The 22,878-nt window shown below is 46.8% G+C and carries 21 protein-coding genes; 8 read left to right on the forward strand and 13 right to left on the reverse strand.

Annotation, left to right across the window (positions count from 1 at the left end):
* Positions 1–158: 158 nt before the first annotated feature.
* Genes I2123_RS03940 through I2123_RS03965 form a run of 6 tightly spaced genes read right to left on the reverse strand, consistent with a single transcriptional unit; the run spans position 159 to position 6,321 of the window.
* Positions 159–1,577, reverse strand: a complete 1,419-nt coding sequence (locus tag I2123_RS03940; protein WP_046051777.1) for a heavy metal sensor histidine kinase — start codon at positions 1,575–1,577, stop codon at positions 159–161.
* Complete coding sequence (locus I2123_RS03945) at positions 1,574–2,254, reverse strand: heavy metal response regulator transcription factor (RefSeq protein ID WP_046051776.1); 681 nt, start codon at positions 2,252–2,254, stop codon at positions 1,574–1,576. Before I2123_RS03945 ends, I2123_RS03940 begins: the two co-directional genes overlap by 4 nt.
* Before the next feature lie 27 nt (positions 2,255–2,281).
* A complete protein-coding gene (copD, locus tag I2123_RS03950) occupies positions 2,282–3,214 on the reverse strand; it encodes a copper homeostasis membrane protein CopD (protein ID WP_046051775.1) in 933 nt (310 codons plus the stop codon).
* 5 nt (positions 3,215–3,219) lie between these two features.
* Positions 3,220–3,600 (reverse strand): copper homeostasis periplasmic binding protein CopC, encoded by a 381-nt coding sequence (gene copC / locus I2123_RS03955; RefSeq protein WP_046051774.1) that lies wholly within the window; start codon positions 3,598–3,600, stop codon positions 3,220–3,222.
* A gap of 28 nt (positions 3,601–3,628) precedes the next feature.
* A complete protein-coding gene (locus tag I2123_RS03960; protein ID WP_046051773.1) occupies positions 3,629–4,528 on the reverse strand; it encodes a copper resistance protein B in 900 nt (299 codons plus the stop codon).
* Positions 4,525–6,321, reverse strand: a complete 1,797-nt coding sequence (locus I2123_RS03965) for a copper resistance system multicopper oxidase (protein WP_046051772.1) — start codon at positions 6,319–6,321, stop codon at positions 4,525–4,527. Before I2123_RS03965 ends, I2123_RS03960 begins: the two co-directional genes overlap by 4 nt.
* 231 nt (positions 6,322–6,552) lie before the next feature.
* Between I2123_RS03965 and I2123_RS03970 the strand changes: the two genes are divergently transcribed.
* The 3 genes from I2123_RS03970 (at position 6,553) to I2123_RS03980 (ending at position 8,200) form a co-directional block, all read left to right on the forward strand.
* On the forward strand, positions 6,553–6,993 hold the full coding sequence (locus I2123_RS03970) for a hypothetical protein (protein ID WP_046051771.1): 441 nt from the start codon (positions 6,553–6,555) through the stop codon (positions 6,991–6,993).
* Positions 6,994–7,113: 120 nt separating this feature from the next.
* On the forward strand, positions 7,114–7,311 hold the full coding sequence (locus tag I2123_RS03975; protein ID WP_046051770.1) for a hypothetical protein: 198 nt from the start codon (positions 7,114–7,116) through the stop codon (positions 7,309–7,311).
* Positions 7,312–7,462: 151 nt separating this feature from the next.
* Entirely contained in the window at positions 7,463–8,200 is a 738-nt protein-coding gene (locus I2123_RS03980; RefSeq protein WP_046051769.1) for a peptidoglycan DD-metalloendopeptidase family protein, read from the forward strand.
* A gap of 32 nt (positions 8,201–8,232) precedes the next feature.
* Here I2123_RS03980 and I2123_RS03985 read toward each other — a convergent pair whose 3' ends face one another.
* The 7 genes from I2123_RS03985 to I2123_RS04015 form a co-directional block, all read right to left on the reverse strand.
* The gene (locus I2123_RS03985; protein ID WP_046051768.1) at positions 8,233–8,424 is read right to left on the reverse strand and encodes a DUF2933 domain-containing protein; all 192 of its coding nucleotides are present in this window, start codon (positions 8,422–8,424) and stop codon (positions 8,233–8,235) included.
* 42 nt (positions 8,425–8,466) lie between these two features.
* The gene (locus I2123_RS03990) at positions 8,467–10,911 is read right to left on the reverse strand and encodes a heavy metal translocating P-type ATPase (protein WP_318526890.1); all 2,445 of its coding nucleotides are present in this window, start codon (positions 10,909–10,911) and stop codon (positions 8,467–8,469) included.
* Positions 10,912–11,080: 169 nt separating this feature from the next.
* Positions 11,081–11,521, reverse strand: a complete 441-nt coding sequence (locus I2123_RS03995) for a DUF411 domain-containing protein (RefSeq protein ID WP_046051767.1) — start codon at positions 11,519–11,521, stop codon at positions 11,081–11,083.
* A gap of 102 nt (positions 11,522–11,623) precedes the next feature.
* Complete coding sequence (locus I2123_RS04000; protein WP_046051766.1) at positions 11,624–14,761, reverse strand: CusA/CzcA family heavy metal efflux RND transporter; 3,138 nt, start codon at positions 14,759–14,761, stop codon at positions 11,624–11,626.
* Between the two features lie 10 nt (positions 14,762–14,771).
* Complete coding sequence (locus tag I2123_RS04005; protein ID WP_046051765.1) at positions 14,772–16,055, reverse strand: efflux RND transporter periplasmic adaptor subunit; 1,284 nt, start codon at positions 16,053–16,055, stop codon at positions 14,772–14,774.
* 121 nt (positions 16,056–16,176) lie between these two features.
* Positions 16,177–16,533 (reverse strand): cation efflux system protein CusF, encoded by a 357-nt coding sequence (gene cusF, locus I2123_RS04010; protein ID WP_046052096.1) that lies wholly within the window; start codon positions 16,531–16,533, stop codon positions 16,177–16,179.
* 32 nt (positions 16,534–16,565) lie between these two features.
* Positions 16,566–17,951 carry an efflux transporter outer membrane subunit gene (locus tag I2123_RS04015; RefSeq protein ID WP_046051764.1) on the reverse strand — a complete coding sequence of 462 codons (1,386 nt, stop codon included), beginning with the start codon at positions 17,949–17,951 and terminating at the stop codon, positions 16,566–16,568.
* 194 nt (positions 17,952–18,145) lie between these two features.
* Here I2123_RS04015 and I2123_RS04020 point away from each other — a divergent pair, with 194 nt between their 5' ends.
* The 5 genes from I2123_RS04020 (at position 18,146) to I2123_RS04035 (ending at position 22,868) form a co-directional block, all read left to right on the forward strand.
* Positions 18,146–18,829 carry a copper/silver response regulator transcription factor gene (locus I2123_RS04020; protein ID WP_046051763.1) on the forward strand — a complete coding sequence of 228 codons (684 nt, stop codon included), beginning with the start codon at positions 18,146–18,148 and terminating at the stop codon, positions 18,827–18,829.
* Complete coding sequence (locus tag I2123_RS04025) at positions 18,819–20,267, forward strand: Cu(+)/Ag(+) sensor histidine kinase (RefSeq protein ID WP_213051838.1); 1,449 nt, start codon at positions 18,819–18,821, stop codon at positions 20,265–20,267. The genes I2123_RS04020 and I2123_RS04025 overlap by 11 nt, the downstream gene beginning before the upstream one ends.
* 346 nt (positions 20,268–20,613) lie before the next feature.
* Positions 20,614–21,051, forward strand: coding sequence for a hypothetical protein (locus I2123_RS04030; RefSeq protein ID WP_046051761.1), 438 nt, complete (start codon positions 20,614–20,616; stop codon positions 21,049–21,051).
* Between the two features lie 262 nt (positions 21,052–21,313).
* Entirely contained in the window at positions 21,314–21,436 is a 123-nt protein-coding gene (locus tag I2123_RS25650; RefSeq protein ID WP_263697103.1) for a hypothetical protein, read from the forward strand.
* Positions 21,417–22,868, forward strand: coding sequence for a TraI domain-containing protein (locus tag I2123_RS04035; RefSeq protein ID WP_046051760.1), 1,452 nt, complete (start codon positions 21,417–21,419; stop codon positions 22,866–22,868). The genes I2123_RS25650 and I2123_RS04035 overlap by 20 nt, the downstream gene beginning before the upstream one ends.
* The last annotated feature ends 10 nt before the right edge of the window (positions 22,869–22,878 follow it).

A 22,878-nucleotide genomic window follows, 5' to 3' on the forward strand; every position in this document is an offset into this window, starting at 1 on the left:
TTCTTTCTCAGTTCAGGCCTGAAGCGAAACATCATATTCCGCTGTTATCCTGATTTGCTGTTGAGTATAAACACTCGGTTCTGTTTAACGCGTGACGGGATGATGACATTTTTGTCACTCATCAAGGACACATTTCGTCCTCCTTGTTTTCTGGGATTTTATTGTTTCTTCAGTTTACTTTGTCGAAATAAACAGACCCTGAATAATATTTCTCTTCCCTGCTGCTCCACTGATAAATCTCCGCCATGCGTATTGATTATGGAACGTGTTATCGACAGCCCAAGACCTGTGCCTTCCGTGTTGTGAACCCTTGAAGAGTCTGCTCTGTAAAAACGGTCAAACAACCGGTCAATATTCGCGGCGGAAATGCCTGAAGCAGTATTAATGAAGCTAATGATCGTCCGTTCTTCGTCCCCTTCAATCTTGACAGTAATATCCGACTTATCAGGTGAATATTTAATCGCATTCGACAGCAGATTGCTGAACGCCCGGCGAAGCATGTCTGGATCTGCTTGAGCTATTCCTGAGCCACTCAGGGTCATTTCTTTCTCAGTTTCCGTTGCCAGTGGTTCGAACAGCTCAATGAGGTCTTTTAGTTCCCTGGCTAGATCAACATTCTTTTTATCCAGTTGCAGAAGGCCATGTTCTGACCTGGCCAGAAAAAGCATGTCACTGCTCATCCGGGACAAACGTTTGAGTTCATCCAGATTAGAAAAAAGGATCTCGCGATAATGTTCTGCATCTCTTTCTTTCGCAAGTGCAAACTGAGTCTGCATCATCAGATTACTGACAGGTGTACGCAGTTCGTGAGCAATGTCAGAAGAAAAGTCTGACAATCGTCGGAATGACCCCTCTAATCTGTCCAGCATGTTGTTAAATTCTCGCATTGTTCCGGCTATTTCAGACGGTGCAGAATCAGGATCCAGGCGCTGATCAAGATTATTAATGGTGATCCCGGATGCCAGACGTGTCATTTCCCTCAGCGGTTTCAGACCAAGCCGTGTGGTAAGCCAGCCAAGGAAAACTGAAATAAATAGCAACCCAAAATTAAACCAGAACAGCCAGTTTCCCAGCTTATCCATAAACTGGGAGTGAAAACCGGTATCCGTGGCGACGGTAATGATGAAATGCTTATCTTGCCCAGTAGACTGAGGTAGGCTAACACGCTGAGAAATACTCCGGTATATCGTCCCGTTCTCTCTATTTTGCAGCATATTATTCAGAGTCCCCCCTGAATTATTTAACAGATTTTCTGGAATTGGGGTATTCTTCGAATATGCATCAATAATCTTTTCATTATCTGAATTTCTTATTGAAATAAACAAACCTGCATGACCAATCATTGCGTCATTAATTTTATCATAAAGAGGGTTTATATTTTCGTGAGAGCTAATAGTTTCAGATTTCAATAACTCTTCAGTGAGTTGTAATTTGCCGAGAATAAATTCCTTATCTTGGTTATCAAAGTAACTATTAAGTGCAGTAATCAGCAAAAAACTTGATAACCACCATACCGAAAGCATGAAAATGGAAAAAACAAGGCTCAATCGTGTTGTTAGGGAGAACTTTTTTTTCACTCTTCTTTTATCTCCAAGACATAACCAGTACCCCGTACGGTATGTATTAATTTAGGTTCAAAATCATCATCAATTTTGCTTCGCAAACGACGCACTGCGACATCTATCACGTTCGTGTCACTGTCGAAATTCATGTTCCATACCAGCGACGATATCAGGCTCCGGGGGAGGACCTCTCCCGTTCTCTGTAATAATAATTCCAGCAGAATATATTCTTTTGACGTCAGATGAATTCGTTTTCCAGAGCGCATTACTGTCCGGCGTACCATATCCACCGTCAAGTCAGCCAGACTGCATACTGTCGGGCCAAGGGCACGAGTTCTGCGCAGCAGTGTTCGTACCCGGGCGACCAGTTCCGCAAAATCAAAGGGTTTGATCAGATAATCATCCGCGCCCAGTTCCAGTCCCTTCACTTTATCCTGGACATTATCTTTCGCAGTGAGAAACAAAACGGGTTCTTCATGGCCGGATTGACGCATCTCGTCGATGATTTGCCAACCATTTAGGCTCGGCAGCATGACGTCCAGAATAATCAACTCATAGTGGCCTTTCAGTAAGGCATTCAAACCTTCACGGCCATCGTGAAAGAGATCCACCTGATAGCCGACCTCTTCCAGTCCCTGCTGCAGGTAACTGCCTGTTTTTATTTCATCTTCCACAATGAGGATATTCTGCATTATGTACTTGTTCTCCAAGCTGTTTCTTTATTCGCCCATGGCGGAAGGAGACAACATTCCCAGCCAGGCCACTGCTGCAAGGATAATTATGGCAATAAAGAATTCTGTCAGAATACTTCGACGCATTAAAGAGATACTTTTACTGTATTCTCCCATACTGACAGTTCGTTCCAATCGTGGGCCAAGGTGAAACCTGTTTGCTGCTGCCAGCAACAGCATGAGGCCAAAGAGCCCGGTTTTTGCAAGCAGCAATAGCCCCCAAGAGCTGTTTACAAGGACGGAAAGAACGCCTTCGGTAATATACACATAGTTGACTGCGGCACTGAGGCTCAATGCCACGACAATAATCGTCCCTGCTGTAGCAAATCCGGCCAGCGACTCCGAGACAACCTCAACAAACAGCTTGTTATGGTTACCTTTACGTAGCAACAGTATGGCAAAGGCTGCCAGAGCTCCTACCCATGTCCCTGCGGCGACAAGATGAACAAGATCGCTGAATAAATGAAGGTAGTAGTGTATGCCGTCGTGCATTACCGCATGCCCTCCCCACGCGAGTGTAGCCAAAGCTACGGTGCCCGCCAGGGTGGTTATCCAGCGTGAAACCTGCTGGTTACGCTCATACAGTAAAATACCTGAGAGCGCGATAAAAAGTGCAATCAGGCGAATAACCCAACTGACACCCACTTCTGTTTCCTCAATAACCATTTCTATAATATGTATTGATAACTCTCTGAAGTCCGTCACACCACTCATGGCATTTGAGACGAGAAGCATATTAAAAAATGTCAGCACAATACCTGAAATGATCGCAAAGAATATGAACGACCTGAAATGAATGACTGATCCTGTTTCACGTCGTGTTTTATTTATTCCATATATCTCGAAAAAAGGTAGCCCAAAAATAAGCATCAAATCGAGATACAGGAAAAATCGAACTATAATCATTATTTGGTCGTTCATATCGATTACTTCACAGAGAAGGAGTAGTTTCCGGTAATAGGATGGGTATCGGAGGATACCGCACGCCAATCAACACGGTATGTTCCTGCCGGTAACGGTTCACGAGGGGTGACAACCATGGATTTAGGGTTGCTACCCGGTGATACTTTGGCAGCCATGGACATAGGTGAATGAGAGGCCATGCCTTTCATTCCTGTCATGGTTAATTTTGCTCCCGAAAATTTAGTGGCCAGGTTTTCTGTAAAATTCAGTTCGATTTTTGTAGGTGATGAAACCGTGGCATTCGCCTGTGGTTCGGAACTTTTTAATTCAGGATGTGCCATTGCCGAAAAAACAAGACCAACAGTTAACCCTGAAGCCAGTACAGCCTGATGAAATAGACGCATACACTTTCCCCTTAAATGATTCGGTTAATTAAAACCACACTCTGACACCTGCCAGAAAGACAAACTCGCTGTCCTTCTCGCCGTCATTTTTTGCAAAATCTGATGAATTTCCATAACGCTGATCCCATGAAACACCGATGTAGGGTGCAAATTCACGGCGAACCTCATAACGCAATCTGAGGCCGAGTTCGGTATCGGACAGTCCACTGCCTATTCCTCGTGATTCATCATTCTGACTGTAGAAGTTGACCTCGTAAGAGGGTTGGAGAATAAGTCGGTTGGTGAATAAAATATCGTACTCTCCCCCCAGGCGAAGGGCTGCTTTACCGCCGCTCCCCACGAAGGCAGTGATCTCCGATTCAAAGTTATAGAGGGCCAGTCCCTGGAAGCCTATTGCGCCCCATGTCTGTGGTGATGAGGGGCGAAAATCCTGCCGGATCCCCGCGACCAGATCCCACCAGGGACCGATGGCATGCCCCCATAATAACTGGGCTTCTGCACTTTCCGTTTTACCGCTGACGCGTTTACCTTCACTTTTAATCCATAGCCGATCGATATCTCCGCCAACCCAACTGTTGACACTCCAACTGAAAATATTGTCGGTATTGCTTCTTTGCCATTCCAACTGGTCAAGCAGAATGAAATAATTGATGCCGCTGTCATGAACTTTGTGTCCCTGAAGATCGTTGAATGCGGCTTTCCTGTCCTCATCCGTAATGGGGCGGATAGGTGCGCGACTCTCCGTTATCACCGGCTCCATGGCGGTCATACCCATGTCTTCTGTATCGGTCGGTTGCTGCATGGCGGACATATCATGACCCGCATGAGAGGAGACTGAAGTATGCTGCCCTGCATACGCCAGGGGAGAGAACAACATCCCAACCATGAGGTGTTTAAAATTCCACGTATTCACATTCATTCTCCTCATTCATCAACCCGAACTTCACGAAACATTCCCATTTCCATGTGATAAAGAAGATGGCAGTGATAAGCCCAACGACCCAGTGCGTCAGCCGTGACCCTGTAGCTGCGTTTAGTGCCTGGTGGCATATCAATCGTGTGTTTACGGACTAAAAAATTACCGTTTTCATCTTCAAGATCGCTCCACATGCCGTGCAGATGGATTGGGTGAGTCATCATGGTGTCGTTGACAAGGACGATCCTGATGCGTTCACCGTATTTAAGCAGTAGAGGCCCTGCATCGGAGAACTTGATGCCGTTAAATGACCAGGCAAATTTTTCCATATGGCCTGTCAGATGAAGTTCTATCGTTCGTGTGGGCTCCCGGCCATCGGGATCTTCAAACGTACTTTTAAGATCGGAATAGGTGAGCACTTTACGGCCATTGTTTCTGAGCCCGAGACCCGGATCGTTCAGCTTGGGAGACACACTCATAGCCTGCATATCGACGAGAGGATTATTATCCTCAGACGCCGGGTGGCTCTGCATGCCTGGCATACCCGCCATCTGGGAATGGTCCATTCCGGCCATGTTACTGTGGTCCATCGGTGACGACGATGACTCTGGCTGCGCCATATCAGCACCATCCATGCTCATCATCTGATCACCCCCCGCCATTCCTGCCATCTGGCTATGATCCATCCCTCCCATCCCCATGTCATCCATGGTTAAAACGGGCCGTGGATCCAGAGGGGGTATGCGTGCACTGAGCCCTTCACGTATAGCGAGTGTTCCACGGGCGTAACCCGTGCGATCCATGGACTGCGCAAAAATGGTGCAGGCATCTTCGGTTGGCTCGACGATGACATCGTACGTTTCAGCAACAGCAATTCTGAACTCGTCAACGCTGACGGGTTCTACATACTGGCCGTCCGCAGCGACAATGGTCATCTTCAGGCCCGGAATGCGCACGTCAAAATAGGTCATTGCGGAGCCATTAATAAATCTGAGGCGAATTTTCTCTCCTCGCGTGAACAGCCCCGTCCAGTTATTCAAGGGGGCTTGCCCATTCATCAGATAGGTATAGGTATACCCGCTGACGTCAGCCAGGTCCGTTGGGTTCATTTTCATCTGCGCCCACATTTTGCGATCGGCAATCGTGGCCGAGAGCCCTTTGGTGTTGACATCCTTGAAAAAGGAACCCACCGTGGGTTTATTGAAGTTGTAATAATCAGACTGCTTTTTGAGCTTGCTCAGCAGGCGTTGAGGGTTTTCATCCGTCCAGTCGGTCAGCATGACAACATGCTCACGGTCATACTGAAACGGTTCTGGCTCACGGGCATCAATGATGATGGCACCATAAACGCCTTCCTGTTCTTGCAAACCTGAATGACTGTGGTACCAGTAAGTGCCGTTTTGATTGACCTGGAAGGTATAGACATAGGTCTCGTCTGGCTCGATACCCGCAAAACTGAGCCCTGGAACGCCATCCATGTTGGCGGGCAGAATAATGCCGTGCCAGTGAATGGACGTGTGCTCATCCAGTTTGTTCTTGACCCTGAGAGTGACTTTGTCACCTTCCCTCCACCGCAATGTTGGCCCGGGCAGGCCACCATTAATGGTTTTGGCCTGCCGGTTGCTTCCCGTGATGTTGACCGGGGTTTCACTGATCGTCAGATCAAAACGGGTGCCCCGTAGTGTCTGTGGCAGAGGAAGGTTTAGGTTGGATCGTGCATTAAAACTCCACACGCCGAGGCTGCAGGTAACGCCGGTGACAGTGAGTCCTTTGATGAAAGAGCGTCGTGAAGTTTTTAACTGCATTAACTTTCTCCTTTTGAGAGTGATACGAGCAATTCGTGAGCTGCCCTCTGTACTTTGAAAACTGAAAATGAAGCTAACATAAAAAAAACAACATAATCATTACAATCGCGTAATGTTGAAGGGTTTAATTATCTTCATTACATTTACGTCATTTTTCGCACAGTCTTTATAAATGAAGTATTATTTTAATCACACTCTGATTACCGATATAAATAATGAAGGAAAAGTCTCATGAATAGAATAATTCTTATTACCATGCTTTCTACACTTTCCATAGGTACTTCTTTTGCTAATACCAGTGAACAGGCATTAAATGCTCATAAGTTCGTTAATAACGCGTCTGCGGTTTCACATGTTAATGCCTCCATTCATAAAGAAGATTCACTAAGTGTAAATAAAAGTAGGTCAAAGTCATTTTCTGAAATGAATGAACATGAGCGAGCTATCGTTGCACATTCATTTATGAATAACAGCAACTCATATGCCCACCAGAAAATAATTGAGTCTCATAAGAAAATGTTAGCGCAGGAAGAAAATAAACCAGATCCGGTTTCCTATTCTGATTTAAATGCAGCCGATCGGGCTGCACTTGTGCATGAACAAGTCAATAATGCTGCTGCCCCGGCTCACCAGATGCAGGCAGAAAAAATTCGGGCTGCTTATGCAGATTGAATTGCCTCTCTAGCTTTACGTACTGATTTTCGATGAGGTGTTAATGCGTATTTCCTCTGAATTTACCTGTTGTCTTCAGCGCGGACTTGCGAAATAATATTGATTTTAAAGGAGTTTAATATGAAAATCGATGAATTGTTAAATGTAAGAGTCAGCGATGGTCTAGCCAGGCTTTTTGCCGCCTCTGAAGCACTTTCTGACGCTGAACGGGTAAAACTGGCAGATAAAGCCAGACAGAATGCGGCTCTAAATCGAGAGGGCATGAGTCCTCCGAGCCGCGACAAGCGCAAAAATCAATCGTCATCCGGCTTGTCGTAGAGGGTCAGGATTTTTTGCAAGATAACGTATAAAAGATATGTTACAAATATTATGACCATCTGTGGTTCCATTTCCTGTAATTAATGATGACAGATGACCCTATCCCCCTTAGAATAGCGAGGAATGATTATATTACCAGAGAATCTAGTACATGTATTCCACTGATGTTATTAAGGATGACTTTTATATCACGGCTACCCGTTCCGGTCTTGGAACGGGTGAAATAGCTGCACTCAAGAGATCTATTCCAGACACCATCAATTTAAAACAACTTAAAAGAAATGAAACTATAAGACTTGTGGTCGGAGAAAAATCCGGAAAATCTCGAGTGGTAGCCTATAAATTATCTTCAGGGAAAACAGAATATATTGCGTACCGAATTTCAGATGCTGATTTTTATAAATTAGGGCGCGACCTCCAATTAACAAACCTGGCTTATCCAAAACCGCCTTCCGCCCGTCTTAGTTCTTCTTTCAACCCAGCCCGTATTAATCCTGTATCGGGTAAAATCAGTCCACACAATGGTATCGATTACTCTATGCCGATGAACACAAAAGTAGTCAGTGTCATCAGCGGAACCGTGATGAAAGCAGAGTATCACAGCTCAATGGGGTACTATGTGGAAGTGGCAGGCAAGTCGGGGGTTAAGACCCGATACCTCCATCTCAATAAAATCCTGGTAAAAAAAGGTCAACGTGTTAGTAGCGGTTCGAAGATCGCTTTGTCAGGAAACAGTGGTCGTTCTTCCGGACCCCATTTGCATTATGAATTACTGGTTCAGGATAATCCCGTTGATTCTCTGGCCTTTCGTCCACAGAAACCGAGACTCGGTCCACTGGAGAAACATGTATACGCACACATACAGCAGTATGAGCGATTTCTGGATTAATGTTCGGGGGCAATGGTTGACCCCGAACGTCTTTATTTTTTGTCGGAAGGGTCCTTCCCTTGATGACTATGCCCATTTCCGTGCCCATGGAAAAAGTGCATGAGCGGACACAAAAGTAGGATCAGATAGGGCCAGTAGCCAGCGACATGCTCCCAGAGCTCCCTGATAAGGGCAAATACCAATATAGCGATCAGGGCAATAAGAGCCAGTGTGCCATTTTTCATGATTTTCCTCCTAGTCATCCGGGTTTATTCCCAGGATAATACTCAGCTATCGAGATCGGTCCCTTTTAACCTAAGCGAGTTGGCGATCACACTTACGGATGACAACGCCATTGCTGCAGCAGCGATTATCGGGGATAGCAATACACCATAAAATGGATATAGCAGTCCTGCAGCCACAGGTACGCCCAGTGCGTTGTAGATAAATGCAAAGAACAGGTTCTGACGAATATTAGCCATGGTCGCTTCAGACAGCCGTCGAGCTTTCAGAATCCCCGAGAGATCCCCTTTGAGAAGCGTTATGCCAGCACTTTCTATGGCAACATCCGTACCTGTCCCCATTGCAATCCCTACATCTGCAGCAGCCAGAGCGGGTGCATCATTGACCCCATCACCGGCCATGGCAACGATTTTGCCTTCTTGTTTGAGGCGAGCCACAATGGCACTTTTTCCCTCAGGAAGTACATCAGCCTCCACGTCGTCAATACCTAACTTTCGGGCAACAGCTTCAGCGGTCAGTCTGTTATCCCCCGTTAACATCACGATCCGGATCCCCTCTTTCTGAAGAGATTTTAGTGCACCATATGTGGACTTTTTGATGGGATCGGCGATAGCCATCATTCCTGCTAAAATCCCCTCGATAGCCACATAAATGACCGTTGCGCCCTCCCTGCGTAAGGAGTCAGCCACTTCTAGCTGGTTTTCAGTTGAAATACCATTTTCATGCATTGCAACCGCGTTACCAATCACCACCACTTTGCCCTCGACCTTTCCGAGGACACCCTTTCCGGTAGGTGCATCAAAATCGCTGACGTCAGGAATTTCAATGCCTTTTTTTATGGCTGCCGCGACGACAGCCTGACCTAATGGGTGCTGAGACGACTTTTCGACAGCCGCAGTGATCCTGAGAAGTGCATCTTCGCCACCACGCGTTAAAGAAATGATAGCGGTGACGGAGGGCGCACCTTCTGTCAGTGTTCCTGTCTTATCAACAACTAGCGTGTCAATTTTTTCCATATGCTCAAGTGCTTCTGCATTTTTGATGAGCACACCAGATTGCGCACCTTTACCAACCCCCACCATAATAGACATTGGGGTAGCCAATCCCAGTGCACAGGGACAGGCAATGATTAATACCGAAACAGCAGCGATCAATCCATGAGCGAACCTGGGATCGGGCCCCCATATCCCCCAGATAATGAATGACAGAATGGCAATACCAATTACCAAGGGGACAAACCATCCTGACACTTTGTCTGCCATGCGCTGAATTGGTGCGCGTGAACGCTGGGCGTCAGCCACCATCTGCACTATTCTGGCAAGCATCGTCTCGCTGCCCACCTTTTCTGCACGAATAATCAGACTTCCCGTCTGGTTAATGGTCCCGCCAATGACATTGTCCTCAGCCCTCCTTGTGACAGGCATCGATTCACCGGTCACCATGGACTCATCAATGGAGGAGTTGCCATTCTCGACAACACCATCAACAGGCACACTTTCTCCGGGTCTTACTCTGAGCCGATCCCCCCGAAGCACGTCATCGATACTGATATCTTCTTCCTGGCCATCTGGCTTAATTCGTCTGGCTGTTTTAGGCGAAAGGTTCAGTAGGGCTTTTATTGCCCCAGTGGTCTGCTCTCTGGCTCGAAGTTCAAGTACTTGCCCCAGTAGAACGAGTACGGTAATGACAGCCGCGGCTTCGAAATAAACAGCAACCACGCCCACACCGTCTGTATTTCTGAAGGAGGGAGGGAATAGGGTCGGGAAAACAGTCGCAATGACGCTATAAAGCCAAGCTACACCGGTCCCCATTGCTACAAGGGTGAACATATTCAGTGAACGGTTTTGTATAGATGACCAGGCACGCTCAAAGAAAGGCCAGCCACACCACAGAACAACCGGAGTGGCAAGAAAGAGTTGGATCCAGACTGATAATATTGGCGAGATAAGCCGGGATAGAATTTCTGATAAATGGACGCCCATCTCCAGAACAAGGATAGGCAGAGACAGTAATACACCGATCCAAAAACGCCGCGTCATATCTCGGAATTCGTCACTCGGACCTGCATCAGCAGTGACAATCAGAGGTTCAAGTGCCATCCCACAAATAGGGCAACCTCCGGGCTTGCTGCGCCTGATTTCCGGATGCATGGGACAGGTCCAGACGGCACCGCTGGTATGACTGACGTCTGGTTTAGGCATACTGATAGGCGAGTGATGATGTAGGGAATGTTTTTGCTCTGGGGAGGGGGCTGAGTTAGCGTGGATGTAATGCTCAGGATCTGTTTTGAACTTTGATTCACATGAAGCAGAACAAAAGAAAAACTGCCTATCCTGATAGGACATGCTGAACCCGGATTTTTCAGGATCTACAGGCATACCGCAAACAGGATCCTGGACAGTTTTCGCAGCCCGTTTTTTTTCGGGTAGCGCTTGAGAAAGCTCGGAAGTCTCACCGGTATCAGGGATTTCGTACCCTTTTTTATTCACGTTATTTCTCCTTACGTTTACTTGACCTGTTTGACATGCGCAAACAACTCTCTTCAGGATATGTCATTGCCACTGATACCACGAATGTCTCTGTGATTTAGTTGTAATTACCTTTATGGTATTCAGCCAGACCGGAATATAGGGCTGGCTGAAAATTCCAGGTGCCAGGTTACTCAATGCGCTGGTATACCCGCTGTGAACCATTCTTTTCAAACGCAATGACGTTATAGGGATCTTTTTTATCTCCCATTTCCATGCCCGGACTTCCGGCTGGCATCCCTGGTGTTGCAAGGCCATAGATACCAGAACCTGGAATTAAGGCTTTGCTGACAGCCTCCGCAGGCACATGTCCCTCAATGATTAAATTGCCTGAAGTGGCCATATGGCAGCTTCTTAAGTCCGTAGGAACTGCATATTTATCCTTTAATGCGGTGAGGTCGCTCTCGTTCATAACGTGAGTGTTAACTTGGTAGCCCTGTTTTTCCATAACTTGACCCCATTGCGTACAGCAACCACAACTTTCAGACTTGTATAAGTCGATGACTTTTTCACCCGCGAATACTGGCAGGGAGGACGCGAACATGATGGCCATTAATAACACTTTTTTCATACTATCCTCTGTATGTTATCCGCACGGATTTTATTATCCGGACAGAGAAGGGTGATGGCGGGAGCTCGGCTCTGAAGCCGATATTCCCGCTGATTTACATGATTAATTTTTATGCCGACGCAGCCAGATTAATTTATAGGCTGCCGGAATGATAAACATGGACAGCAAAGGGGCCGTGATCATCCCTCCAATCATCGGGGCAGCAATTCGACTCATGACTTCTGAACCTGCCCCAGTCCCCCACAGGATCGGTAACAGTCCAGCAATGATGACCGCGACCGTCATGGCTTTCGGACGAACACGCAGTACAGCACCGTGATAAAGCGCGTTATCAAGACCTTCACGCGTGAATGTTTCTGGCTTGGACAATTTAGGGTCTGCTTCAATAGCCTGACGTAAATACATCAGCATCACTACGCCAAACTCTGCAGCTACCCCAGTCAGTGCGATAAACCCCGTACCCGTTGCAACGGACATATGGAATCCCTGCCAGTACAGGAACCAGATACCGCCAATCAGCGCAAACGGCAGGCTCATTAGGATCAACAACGCTTCATCAACGCGACGGAATGCCAAGTAAAGCAGAATGAAGATAATCATTACGGTCATGGGCACCATTAACTTCAATTTCTTGTTGGCATGCTCCAGTAATTCGAACTGTCCCGAGAACGAGACGCTGGTACCCGGTTTAAGTTTGACCTTTTCGCTGATAACCGTTTTAAGGTCGTTAACAACGGATACCATGTCACGGCCACGGGCATCGATATAAATCCAGCTTGAAGGACGGGCATTTTCTGTTTTCAGCATGGTCGGACCTGAAATGATCTTCACATCAGCCACGTCACCCAAGGTGATTTGCTGCTTCGTCGGCGTCAATATCGGTAATTGTTTCAATGCGCCAGGCCCATCACGGAACCCCTGAGGGTAGCGAATGTTGATCGGATAACGAGCCACTCCTTCCACTGTTTCGCCGACCATGGCACCCCCGATGGCAGACGAGACAAACAACTGCACGTCTCCGACCGTCATGCCATATCTGGCCGCTTTTTCCCGGTTAATATCGATATCGAGATAGCGTCCACCTTCCAGGCGTTCTGCCAGGGCGGACACTACGCCAGGAACGGTCTTCGCCGCTTCTTCTATACTCTGAGCCGTGACATCAATATCGGAGAGCACCGTGCCTGATACTTTAATACCTATCGGGCTCTTGATACCGGTGGACAACATATCAATGCGGTTACGGATAGGTGGAACCCAGAGGTTGGCCAGACCCGGTAGTCGAACCGTTGCATCGAGCTCTTCAATAATCTTGTCAAGCGTCATCCCCGGTCGCCACTGGTCCTGAGGTTTCAGTTGGATCGTGGTTTCCACCATTTCAAGTGGTGCAGAGTCTGTTGCCGTTTCTGCTTTACCCGTTTTACCAAAAACAGAAGCCACTTCAGGCACTGTTTTGATCAGTTTATCCGTCGTCTGCAACAGGGCTGCAGCCTGACCAGGCGATACACCGGGTAGCGTTGAAGGCATGTACAGCAAATCGCCTTCGTTGATTTTAGGCAGAAATTCTCCCCCCATTTTACTGAGTGGCCATATCACGGTAAAAATTGACAGGGCAGCCACCAGAAGCGTCATTTTTGGCCAGTGAAGAACCTTGAGCAACAACGGATGATAAATTTTTATCAGAAAACGGTTCAGTGGGTTACTGGTTTCTGCCGGTATTTTCCCTCTGATCCAATACCCCATCAGGATAGGAATGACCACAATCGCCAGTAATGCAGACCCCGCCATGGCATAGGTTTTTGTGAAGGCCAGAGGCCCAAACAAACGCCCTTCTTGTCCTTCAAGGGTAAAAATAGGAATGAATGAAAGGGTGATGATCAACAGGCTGATAAACAGGGCCGGTCCAACTTCAACAGAAGCATTGGTGATCACTTTCCAGCGAGTTTCATTGTCAATTTGTTGATCAGGGTGACTATGGTCCCATTCTTCAAGCCGTTTGTGCGCATTTTCAATCATGACGATGGCGGCATCCACCATGGCCCCAACAGCAATCGCAATTCCCCCCAGAGACATGATATTGGCATTTAGCCCCTGGAAACGCATGATGATAAAGGCAATACACAGCCCCAGAGGAAGCGAAATAATGGCAACCAGTGCAGAACGAACGTGCCAAAGGAACAGGCCACACACGATGGCAACCACAATAAATTCTTCCAGAAGTTTATAGCTCAGGTTATCAATCGCACGGTCAATCAGTTGACTACGATCGTAAGTGGTCACCACTTCCACACCTTCTGGCAGGCTGCTTTTCAGTGTTTCCAGTTTATCCTTTACTGCAGAAATGACTTCACGCGCATTCTTGCCTGAACGCAGAATGACCACGCCGCCCGCAACCTCACCCTCACCATTCAGCTCCGCGATCCCGCGACGCATTTCTGGTCCAATCTGAACACGCGCAACATCCCTTAAGTAAACAGGGACACTGTTCTCACCCGTCTTGAGGACAATATTGTTAAAGTCATCAATGCTTTCCAGATAACCGCTGGCTCGTACCATGTACTCGGCTTCGGCGATCTCAACGGAAGCACCGCCTGCTTCCTGGTTAGAGGAGTCCAGGGCCTGTTTAACTTCTGGCAGGCTTACACCAAACTGGGCCAGTTTCATCGGATCAACGAGGATCTGGTATTGTTTGACAACGCCGCCCACAGAGGCAACTTCTGCCACATTCGGAATATTTTTCAGCTCATATTTCAGGAACCAATCCTGCAGAGAACGTAATTCCGAGAGGTCATGCTTACCGCTGTGATCCACCAAAGCATATTCGAAAATCCAGCCCACTCCAGTGGCATCCGGCCCTATCGCGGAACTGACCCCTGAAGGTAACTTACCCTGAACCTGATTAAGGTATTCCAATACGCGGGATCTTGCCCAGTACAGGTCAGTGCCGTCTTCGAAAATCACATAAACGTATGAGTCACCGAATTGTGAAAACCCTCGGACGGTCTTTGCTCCGGGTACAGAAAGCATGGTGGTCGTTAGGGGATAGGTAACCTGGTTTTCTACAATCTGTGGGGCTTGTCCCGGGTAACTGGTTTTAATAATAACCTGAACATCAGAGAGATCAGGCAGGGCATCTACTGGTGTATTGATGATAGTCCAGGTTCCCCAGATGCTCAGAAACAGGGCTCCCATCATGACCAGAAAGCGGTTGGCGACCGAACGCCTGATAATCCATTCAATCATCTTCGTCTCCTCAGTGACCTGAATGTGCGTTGGCTGAAGGGGCCGTTATTTCGGGTGCTGTAGTCGCGTGATCCTCTGGATGACGCATACGCTCCAGCGCACCGGAAATGTTCGCTTCAGAGTCAATGAGGAAGAGGCCGCTGACGACAATCGATTCACCCTCGGTCAAGCCAGAACCAATCCCGGCCTGGCGCTGGGATTCATGCAGAACCTTGATGACTTTAGGAACGAACCGGCCCTCGTTGTCTACAGTTATCACACGTTGTTCTTTGCCGGTATCGATGACCGCCTGAGAAGGAATAAGCAACATATCCTGGCTCTGTGTGTTGAGTTTCAAGTAGGCATTCATTCCTGGTTTCAGTAACTCATCTTTATTGTCTACCTGCAGGCGAAGCTGAAGAGTTCGGGTGGCTTGGTCAACGCTGGGAAGAATATTCCATTTCTCGATGTTGAACGTTCTATCAGGATAAGCCGGGACAGAAATTTCAAACTGAGAGGTCTCTTTCAGCAAATATGCGATAGACTCCGGTAGCGAGGCGCTAATCCAGACCGGATCCATCCCCTGTATCTGGGCAACAACCTTATCTTTTGAAATGTTCATCCCCGTTCTCAAATCAAACGCGGTGATCACACCATCAATAGGTGCTTTAATCGTGAAGCGCGTCTGAATGTTCCGCGTATTGCGTAAGCGCTGGATGTCGTCTTCTGGCATCCCGGCAAGGCGAAGGCGTTCCAGCACCCCTTTAAGTTGCGTTGCTGAACCGCCAGTACCTGACAGCAAAAGGTACTCGCTCTGAGCCTCGACCCACTCAGGGATCGTGATGTCAATCAGGGGCGTGCCTTTTTTGACTTTATCCCCGATAGTGAGCGGATACACTTTTTCAATGAAACCTTCCGATCTGGCCTGGACAATAACAAACTGATATTCGTTGAAACTGACAGTGGCAGGGATCGTCTGAGAGTAAGTCAGGCGCCCTGTGCGGACTTTTTCTGTTTTAAGACCTAGGTTTTGTACTTGAGTAGGATCGATACGGATGCCGTTACTGTTTCCGGATCCACCTTCATCCGCATATTTTGGTACCAGGTCCATGTCCATAAACGGGGACTTTCCGGGTTTATCGAACTTGGTATCGGGTTTCATTGGGTCAAACCAGAACAGGACCTTACGCTCTGATGATTGTATTTCAGCCTTGTCTGCGGAAAAAAGATAATGGTAAGCCCCAACGGATATAAGCCCTCCCATCACAAGACTGCTGATAATAACTGCAGTATATTTAAGTTTTATAGAAGCCATATTTAATTCCACTGAACATTGATAGAAGCCAAGCCTGTTAACTCGGGGGAGAACCGTAGGGGTAGATAATCAAGCCTGCCATAACAGGGGGCAGGCAAATAAATTTTAATGAGGAAATTAATTAAGACTGACTATTTTTAATTTCCTGAAGCAATGAGATATTATGCTGCTGCACAAAAGTGAAATTCACATGGTTACCTACTTTTAGCGCGCGGATGTTGTCATCCACCGCTGTAAATGTAAATCGCATGGTCATTGCAGGCCAACCAACAGTAGGTATTGCCTCGTGCGCAATGGTGATTTTCATCTCTTTCATATCAATATCCTTCACCACCCCTGCAGTGCTGATGACCTGCTGCGAAGCGGCTTCTGCCGTCGTGTTGCCTGCCGTGCTGTGATGTTGCTCGTTTGCCTGAGCTCCCGCGACCATGACAACAGAGAACATCCCAAATAAAGCCACTTTTATTGACTGACGCATATTTATAACTCCATATTTTTTCAAAAATAAATTCATTCTGTCCAACCACCACCCAAGGCAGTGAAAAGATTTATTTCATTAACGTGTTGGGCATATCTCAGATCCAGAATGGCCTGCTGTGTTGAAAACAGTGTTCTCTCTGCATCAAGGACTTCGATATAACTTACGGCTCCGCTGGAATATAATCCACGCGCCCGTAGCAGCGTTATCTGAAGGGACTCCAGAAAACGTTGTTGTGCTGTTAATTGTCCGCTTATACTTTCACGAAGTGATAGTGCATCAGCAACTTCCTTAAACGCAGTCTGAATTTTTTGCTCGTAACTGACAATTGACTGTTGCTGGCGCACTTCCGCGAGTGTCAGGTTGGCTTTGTTACGTCCTGCATTGAAGATGGGAATTTCAATTTTAGGGATGAAACTCCACATTCCACTCGCGCTGTTAAACAGGCTTGAAAGATCAGTGCTGCTTCCTGAAAGGCCGCCAGTCAACGAAATTGATGGGAAGAATGCGGCTCTGGCTGCCCCAATATTGGCATCTGCCGCTTTCAGCGCATGTTCAGCTTCCATAATATCCGGTCTTTGTAACAAGATGTCGGATGACAGGTTCAAAGGCAGTTTTACCGGATTAATATCTGTTTCCGCGTTAAGTTTACCATCGGGCAGTACAGAGTATTTTCCGACCACCAGTTGGAGCGCATTGTTCGCCTGGGCGAGTTCACCTTCTCTTTTTGCAATTTCAGCACGCGTACTTTCGATGACCCCCTTGGCCTGTTCAAGTGCCAGGACGTTTGTACTGCCGGTGATAAGCTGTTGCTCCACGAAAGCATAGGATTGTTCGTAGTTCTTCAGCGTTTCTCTGGCAATCTGCAATTGCTCATAAGCCAGCCGCTGGTTGAAATAGCTCTGCGATACGTTAGACACAAGAAGAATATGCACAGCACGCTGAGCTTCCTGACTGGCAAAAAAATTCTGGCGGTCAGCCTCACTCATGTTCTTCAGTTTGCCAAAGAAATCCAACTCAAAGCTGAGATCAAGACCCGCCGCATACTCTCGGGTAGTGGAACTTTCGTTTTTAAGCCCCCTACTGTAAGTAATACCTGAGGAGGCGTTCAGTTGCGGATATCTGCCCGAGTCTGTCACATTGTACTGGGCTCTTGCTTCCTGGACTTTGAGTGCCGCCATTTTTAGATCACGGTTGTTACGCAAAGCTTCGTCAATCAGGGTCTGTGCCTGAGGGTCGGCAAAAAACAGTCGCCAACCGACATCCTGGTAGCCTGCCGCTGCCGGAACCAGTGCGTTCCGGGAGAGCGAAAACTGTTGTGGCACTGGGAGTTCAGGGCGCTGGTAATCCGGAGCCAGTGAGGTGCACCCTGCCAAAATGAACAATGTACTGAGAGTTAGTAGTTTTAATTTGAACATATCGCTTCTCGTCCAGGCATACCTGGTTAAATGGTTCAAATGATTTCCTGATGATTATTGTGGATACCTTACCGGAGTGACTCTGTTTGGTGAGTGACAGAATAATGACAAAGCTGTCATTTTCGTTTTAATTCGTTGATATCGCCCTTTTGCCCACTAGAATGACAACTCCATATCGATGTTCCGGAGGGCGCGTGAAAATATTGATCGTCGAAGATGAGGTTAAAACAGGTGAATATCTTAGCAAGGGGCTGACTGAGGCTGGCTTTGTTGTTGACCTGGCAAATAATGGCATGACCGGGTATCACCTGGCCATGACAGCCGATTACGACCTGATTGTTCTTGATATCATGCTACCTGATGTGAATGGCTGGGATATCGTGAAAATGTTGCGGGCTGCAAATAAAGGAATGCCTATTTTGCTCCTGACTGCACTCGGTACAATAGAGCATCGTGTCAAAGGCCTCGAGCTCGGCGCTGATGATTACCTGGTCAAACCCTTTGCCTTCGCTGAACTTTTGGCCCGTGTCCGAACGCTGTTACGCCGGGGCGCTGCTGTCATAGTGGAAAGCCAGTTCCAGGTGGCAGATTTAACCCTTGATCTGGTGTCGAGAAAAGTAAACCGCAAGGGAACCCGGATCACGCTGACCAGTAAGGAATTCACTCTCCTCGAGTTCTTCATCCGTCACCAGGGCGAGGTACTCCCGCGTTCACTGATAGCTTCACAAGTTTGGGATATGAACTTTGACAGTGATACGAATGCCATAGATGTTGCTGTTAAGCGGTTACGGGCAAAAATTGATAACGATTTCGAACCCAAATTGATTCAGACGGTACGCGGAGTAGGCTATGTACTTGAGGTGCCCGATGAGGATTAATTGCCATCACCGTCCTTTTTCTCTTGCTACCCGTCTCACCTTTTTTATCAGTCTTTCGACGACCATCGCATTTGTAGCATTTACTTGGATCATGCTGCATTCGGTGGAGAGGCATTTTGCGGAGCAGGATGTCAATGATCTGAAACAAGTCAGTATGACCTTGGAAAATATACTTAAAAATCCTGATGGTTCGGAACGACAGAAAGTCGAACGACTCAGCACCGTATTGCAAAGTTACCGGAATATATCGGTATTACTCAGCAACGGAAATAACCAGGTACTCTATCGTTCGCCGGATGGTCCAGATCTTCTCCCTGTATCATCCTCGCCGGATTTTTCGCAGTACCTTGGCTCTGGTGAAGTATTTCTCTGGTCAAAAGAGAAGAAAAGTAACGCAGATCACGCTGATAGCGAAATGAGGCATACAACGTACCGCCTTATTGCGTCCTCAGTGAGGACGACTGAGGGCGTCAAACCTTACACGTTGCTGATAGCACTCTCCATTGATTTTCATCTGCATTATATTGATGAGCTCAAAAACAATCTTGTCATGATCGCCTCCGTCATCAGTTTGATGATTATTTTTATTGTTTTGTTTGCTGTTCATAAAGGGCATCAACCATTAAGAAATGTCAGCCTGAAAATTAAAAATATTACGTCTGAGAATCTGGATGTCAGACTTGAGCCTGATCGGGTTCCTATTGAACTGGAGCAACTGGTTATTTCCTTCAATCATATGATTGAACGTATAGAGGATGTTTTTACCCGGCAGGCTAATTTCTCTGCAGATATTGCACATGAGATTAGGAGTCCCATTACCAATCTTGTTACTCAGACAGAAATTGTATTAAGCCAGCGTCGACCGGATAAAGAACTGGAGGATGTGCTTTACTCTAATCTCGAAGAATATAATCGTATGGCCAAGATGGTCAGTGACATGCTGTTTCTGGCTCAGGCAGACAATAACCAACTCATTCCTGAACGATCAATGATAGATCTCAGGTCAGAAACGATGAAGGTATTCGAGTTTTTTGAAGCCTGGGCTGAGGAACAGGAAGTGAGTCTCGAGTTTGAGGGGAGTCCAGCCCTAATTGGAGGGGATCCACTCATGTTGCGTCGGGTTATCAATAACCTTTTATCGAATGCCATTCGTTATACCTCCAGGGGCATGGCGGTCACCGTTCGTTTGAACGAACGGGATGAATGGGTTGATCTTATCGTTGAAAATCCTGGCGTGCCCATTTCTCAAGAGCACCTTCCACGATTGTTTGACCGTTTTTATCGTGTTGATCCCTCGAGACAAAGAAAAAGTGAGGGAAGTGGTATCGGTCTGGCTATCGTGAAATCCATAGTGACAGTACATCAAGGTAGAATTAGCGTTGCCTCCGATGCGGTTTCAACCCGTTTCACTCTCTCTTTTCCCCGGTTCGTCGCATGATAAGGACGGGTATATTTTAAATAATAAATATGCCTGTCACATAACCAGTCCTAGGCTAAATCATGCATATCCGACTGAAAGCCATCAAGAGAATTTCTTAACCATCTGTTTTTAATCGTATTTAAATAAAAAACCTTACATTACACATTTGTCATCATTCTGTCACGAGTCCAACAGAACCGCTCCCTTATAATCACTATTAACTTAGACAGGCACAGCGAGATCCTGATGTTAACGGGATTACGCTGTGACCATTTACTACAAACCGGAACATCTCAAAGATACTCTAGTGAAAAGATGTTTCAGACGATTTGAATACTTATGATGTGAAAACGGAGAACACACCATGAACAAAATTTTAATTGCCACTGCTTTTGCCATGACCTTTGTTTCCTCAACCTGGGCTGCAGAAACCGTGAACGTACATGATCGGGTTAATAATGCCCAGGCGCCAGCACATCAGATGATGTCATCTGCACCGAAATCTGCGGTGGAGGGTGTTGGCACAAAAATAATGGACATGGATGAGCACCAGAAAGCGGTTGTGGCACATGAAACCGTGAACAACAGCAATTCTGACGCCCATAAAAAAATGGCTGAGACGCACAAGAAAATGAGGGGAGAGCAGGGCGTTACTGATGCTGAACGCAAAAATGCCAAGTCATTCTCGCAGATGGATGAGCATGAAAAAGCTGCCATCGCCCATGAAACGGTGAAAAATGCTCAGTCAAGTGCGCATAAAGAACAGGCTGAAAAGCATCGCGGTATGATGCAATCTAACTGAGTAAGCGTTTCCCCCGAGTAACCCACAATAAAAACACATCCTTATTGACATTATTGCCCCGTCACCGGGGCTTTTTTGTTTTTTAGCCTCTAGAGGGAAGGTTCTGTTATGCCTTGTGAGGCTAGTAAATAAGGACTGATTGACTATAGCCATGGCAAAGGGTGAAGGTAAATAACTTTTTAAACATGCGTTATGGTTCTTTGTTGCTGAGAAAAAGCGTTCCCATAGAATGGTAGGATTTAATTATGGTAAGGCTTTGACTATGTTGATAAAAGAGGTTTTTGTAGGGCGTTACCTCATCCTAAAAGTGGTGTTTCGTCAGTTAGCTGCGGCTGTTGCTAAACAAACCTTATTGGAAATGAGCCATGTTGAAATCACTTCTTAAACTTCTACCTACGTCGATCGGAAAAAGGGAGGAGAAAGTTTCTATCTCTGCCGCTAGTGTTCCTGATGGCTATCATGAACCTGAACAAGCTGCCAAGCTTTTGGCTTCGCCACAACGCCGTCAATGGTTGCAAACGTTGTGGGATTACTCGTCACTGCCAAAAGACCTGTATCTGCATTATTACCTACAACCGCTTGAGCACTGCGTAACTCTGATGCAGCAGTTTCCTGCCACGGAGAGTGGGCATCATGCTTATCTGGGGGGGATGGTGGATCATCTGCTTGAAACTGTGGCGTATGCTGCCCGTCTATCAAAAAACCACCTGCTGCCGATCGGCGCACAACCGGAAGATCAGGCCTCACAAAGCGCAGCTTGGAATGCGGTGATTGTTTACGCAGCTATGCTGCAATCGCTCGACAGGCTTTGTCAGATTGAAGTTGAGTTGGAAAGTGGGCAACGCTGGATGCCGCTCAATGCTATGCCGAGTGAACCCTACCGTTTTCGTTTCAAGCCTGTTGTTGAAGCGACACAGGCTCAGAGCCTGGGCGCGATGTTGGCCTGGAAAGTCATTCCTGATGAAGCCTTGCTCTGGTTGAGTACCTGGCCAGAGGTTCTGAAAACGTTATCGCTGTATCTGACGGGTTTTCGAAACGAATCAGGAATAATCAATACAATTGCTTCCGAAGCTATCTCTACATCAATAGGAAAAGAAAAAGGGGTACCTGAAATTGCCACTGCTATTTCGGCATCAATCCCACCGGTTGTACTTGAAGCAATAATGCCATTAGAGAATGGCTCTCTTCATTCAGCATCTTCCCCGGTGCTGCTTTCCTCTTCCTTGCCCGTTGAGAGTCCCCTATCTGAAGGGGGGGCTATCTCTCTCGACAGCACTTTGCCCGATAGTGAAACTGTAGAGCCAGCTTTTCCTGAAGAAGATACTACGGGGGATTTGTTGGCTGTCATGGGGTTTTCTGCACCCATTAATTTGGCGCAGGATGTGCAGGTAATATCGATGCAAACGGAGACTGTATTAAAGGAAGACATCGATTCTTCAGATTCAATGGGGATTGGAGAACGTTTTTGGCAATGGTTGAGTGAAGGATGTTGCTCAGGGACTTTTGCAGTAAATACTACCGATGCAAGGATATATATTATTGCAGGTTATGTCTTTATTCGTACTCCTAACATCTTTCACCAGTTTTTATCAGAAAGTTGCGAAAACTCCGAAGCTAAAACTAGCTTACAAAGTGCATTCGAGCGATTAGGGAGACATAGACAGGATAAAGGCGTGATGTATACCTGCCATGTCTATCAAGATAAGGCCAAGGAAGGGCGATTCCAGAAAATGACAGGTTATCTTATCGTTGCCAAGAAACTGTATAAAGACCATAGCATTCCAGGAGATAACCCATTGGTGATGATAAAACCTTAAGAAATAGGGA

Origin of the sequence: Rahnella inusitata, assembly GCF_018288855.1 — a bacterium.
In the GTDB taxonomy this organism is placed as follows: domain Bacteria; phylum Pseudomonadota; class Gammaproteobacteria; order Enterobacterales; family Enterobacteriaceae; genus Rahnella; species Rahnella inusitata.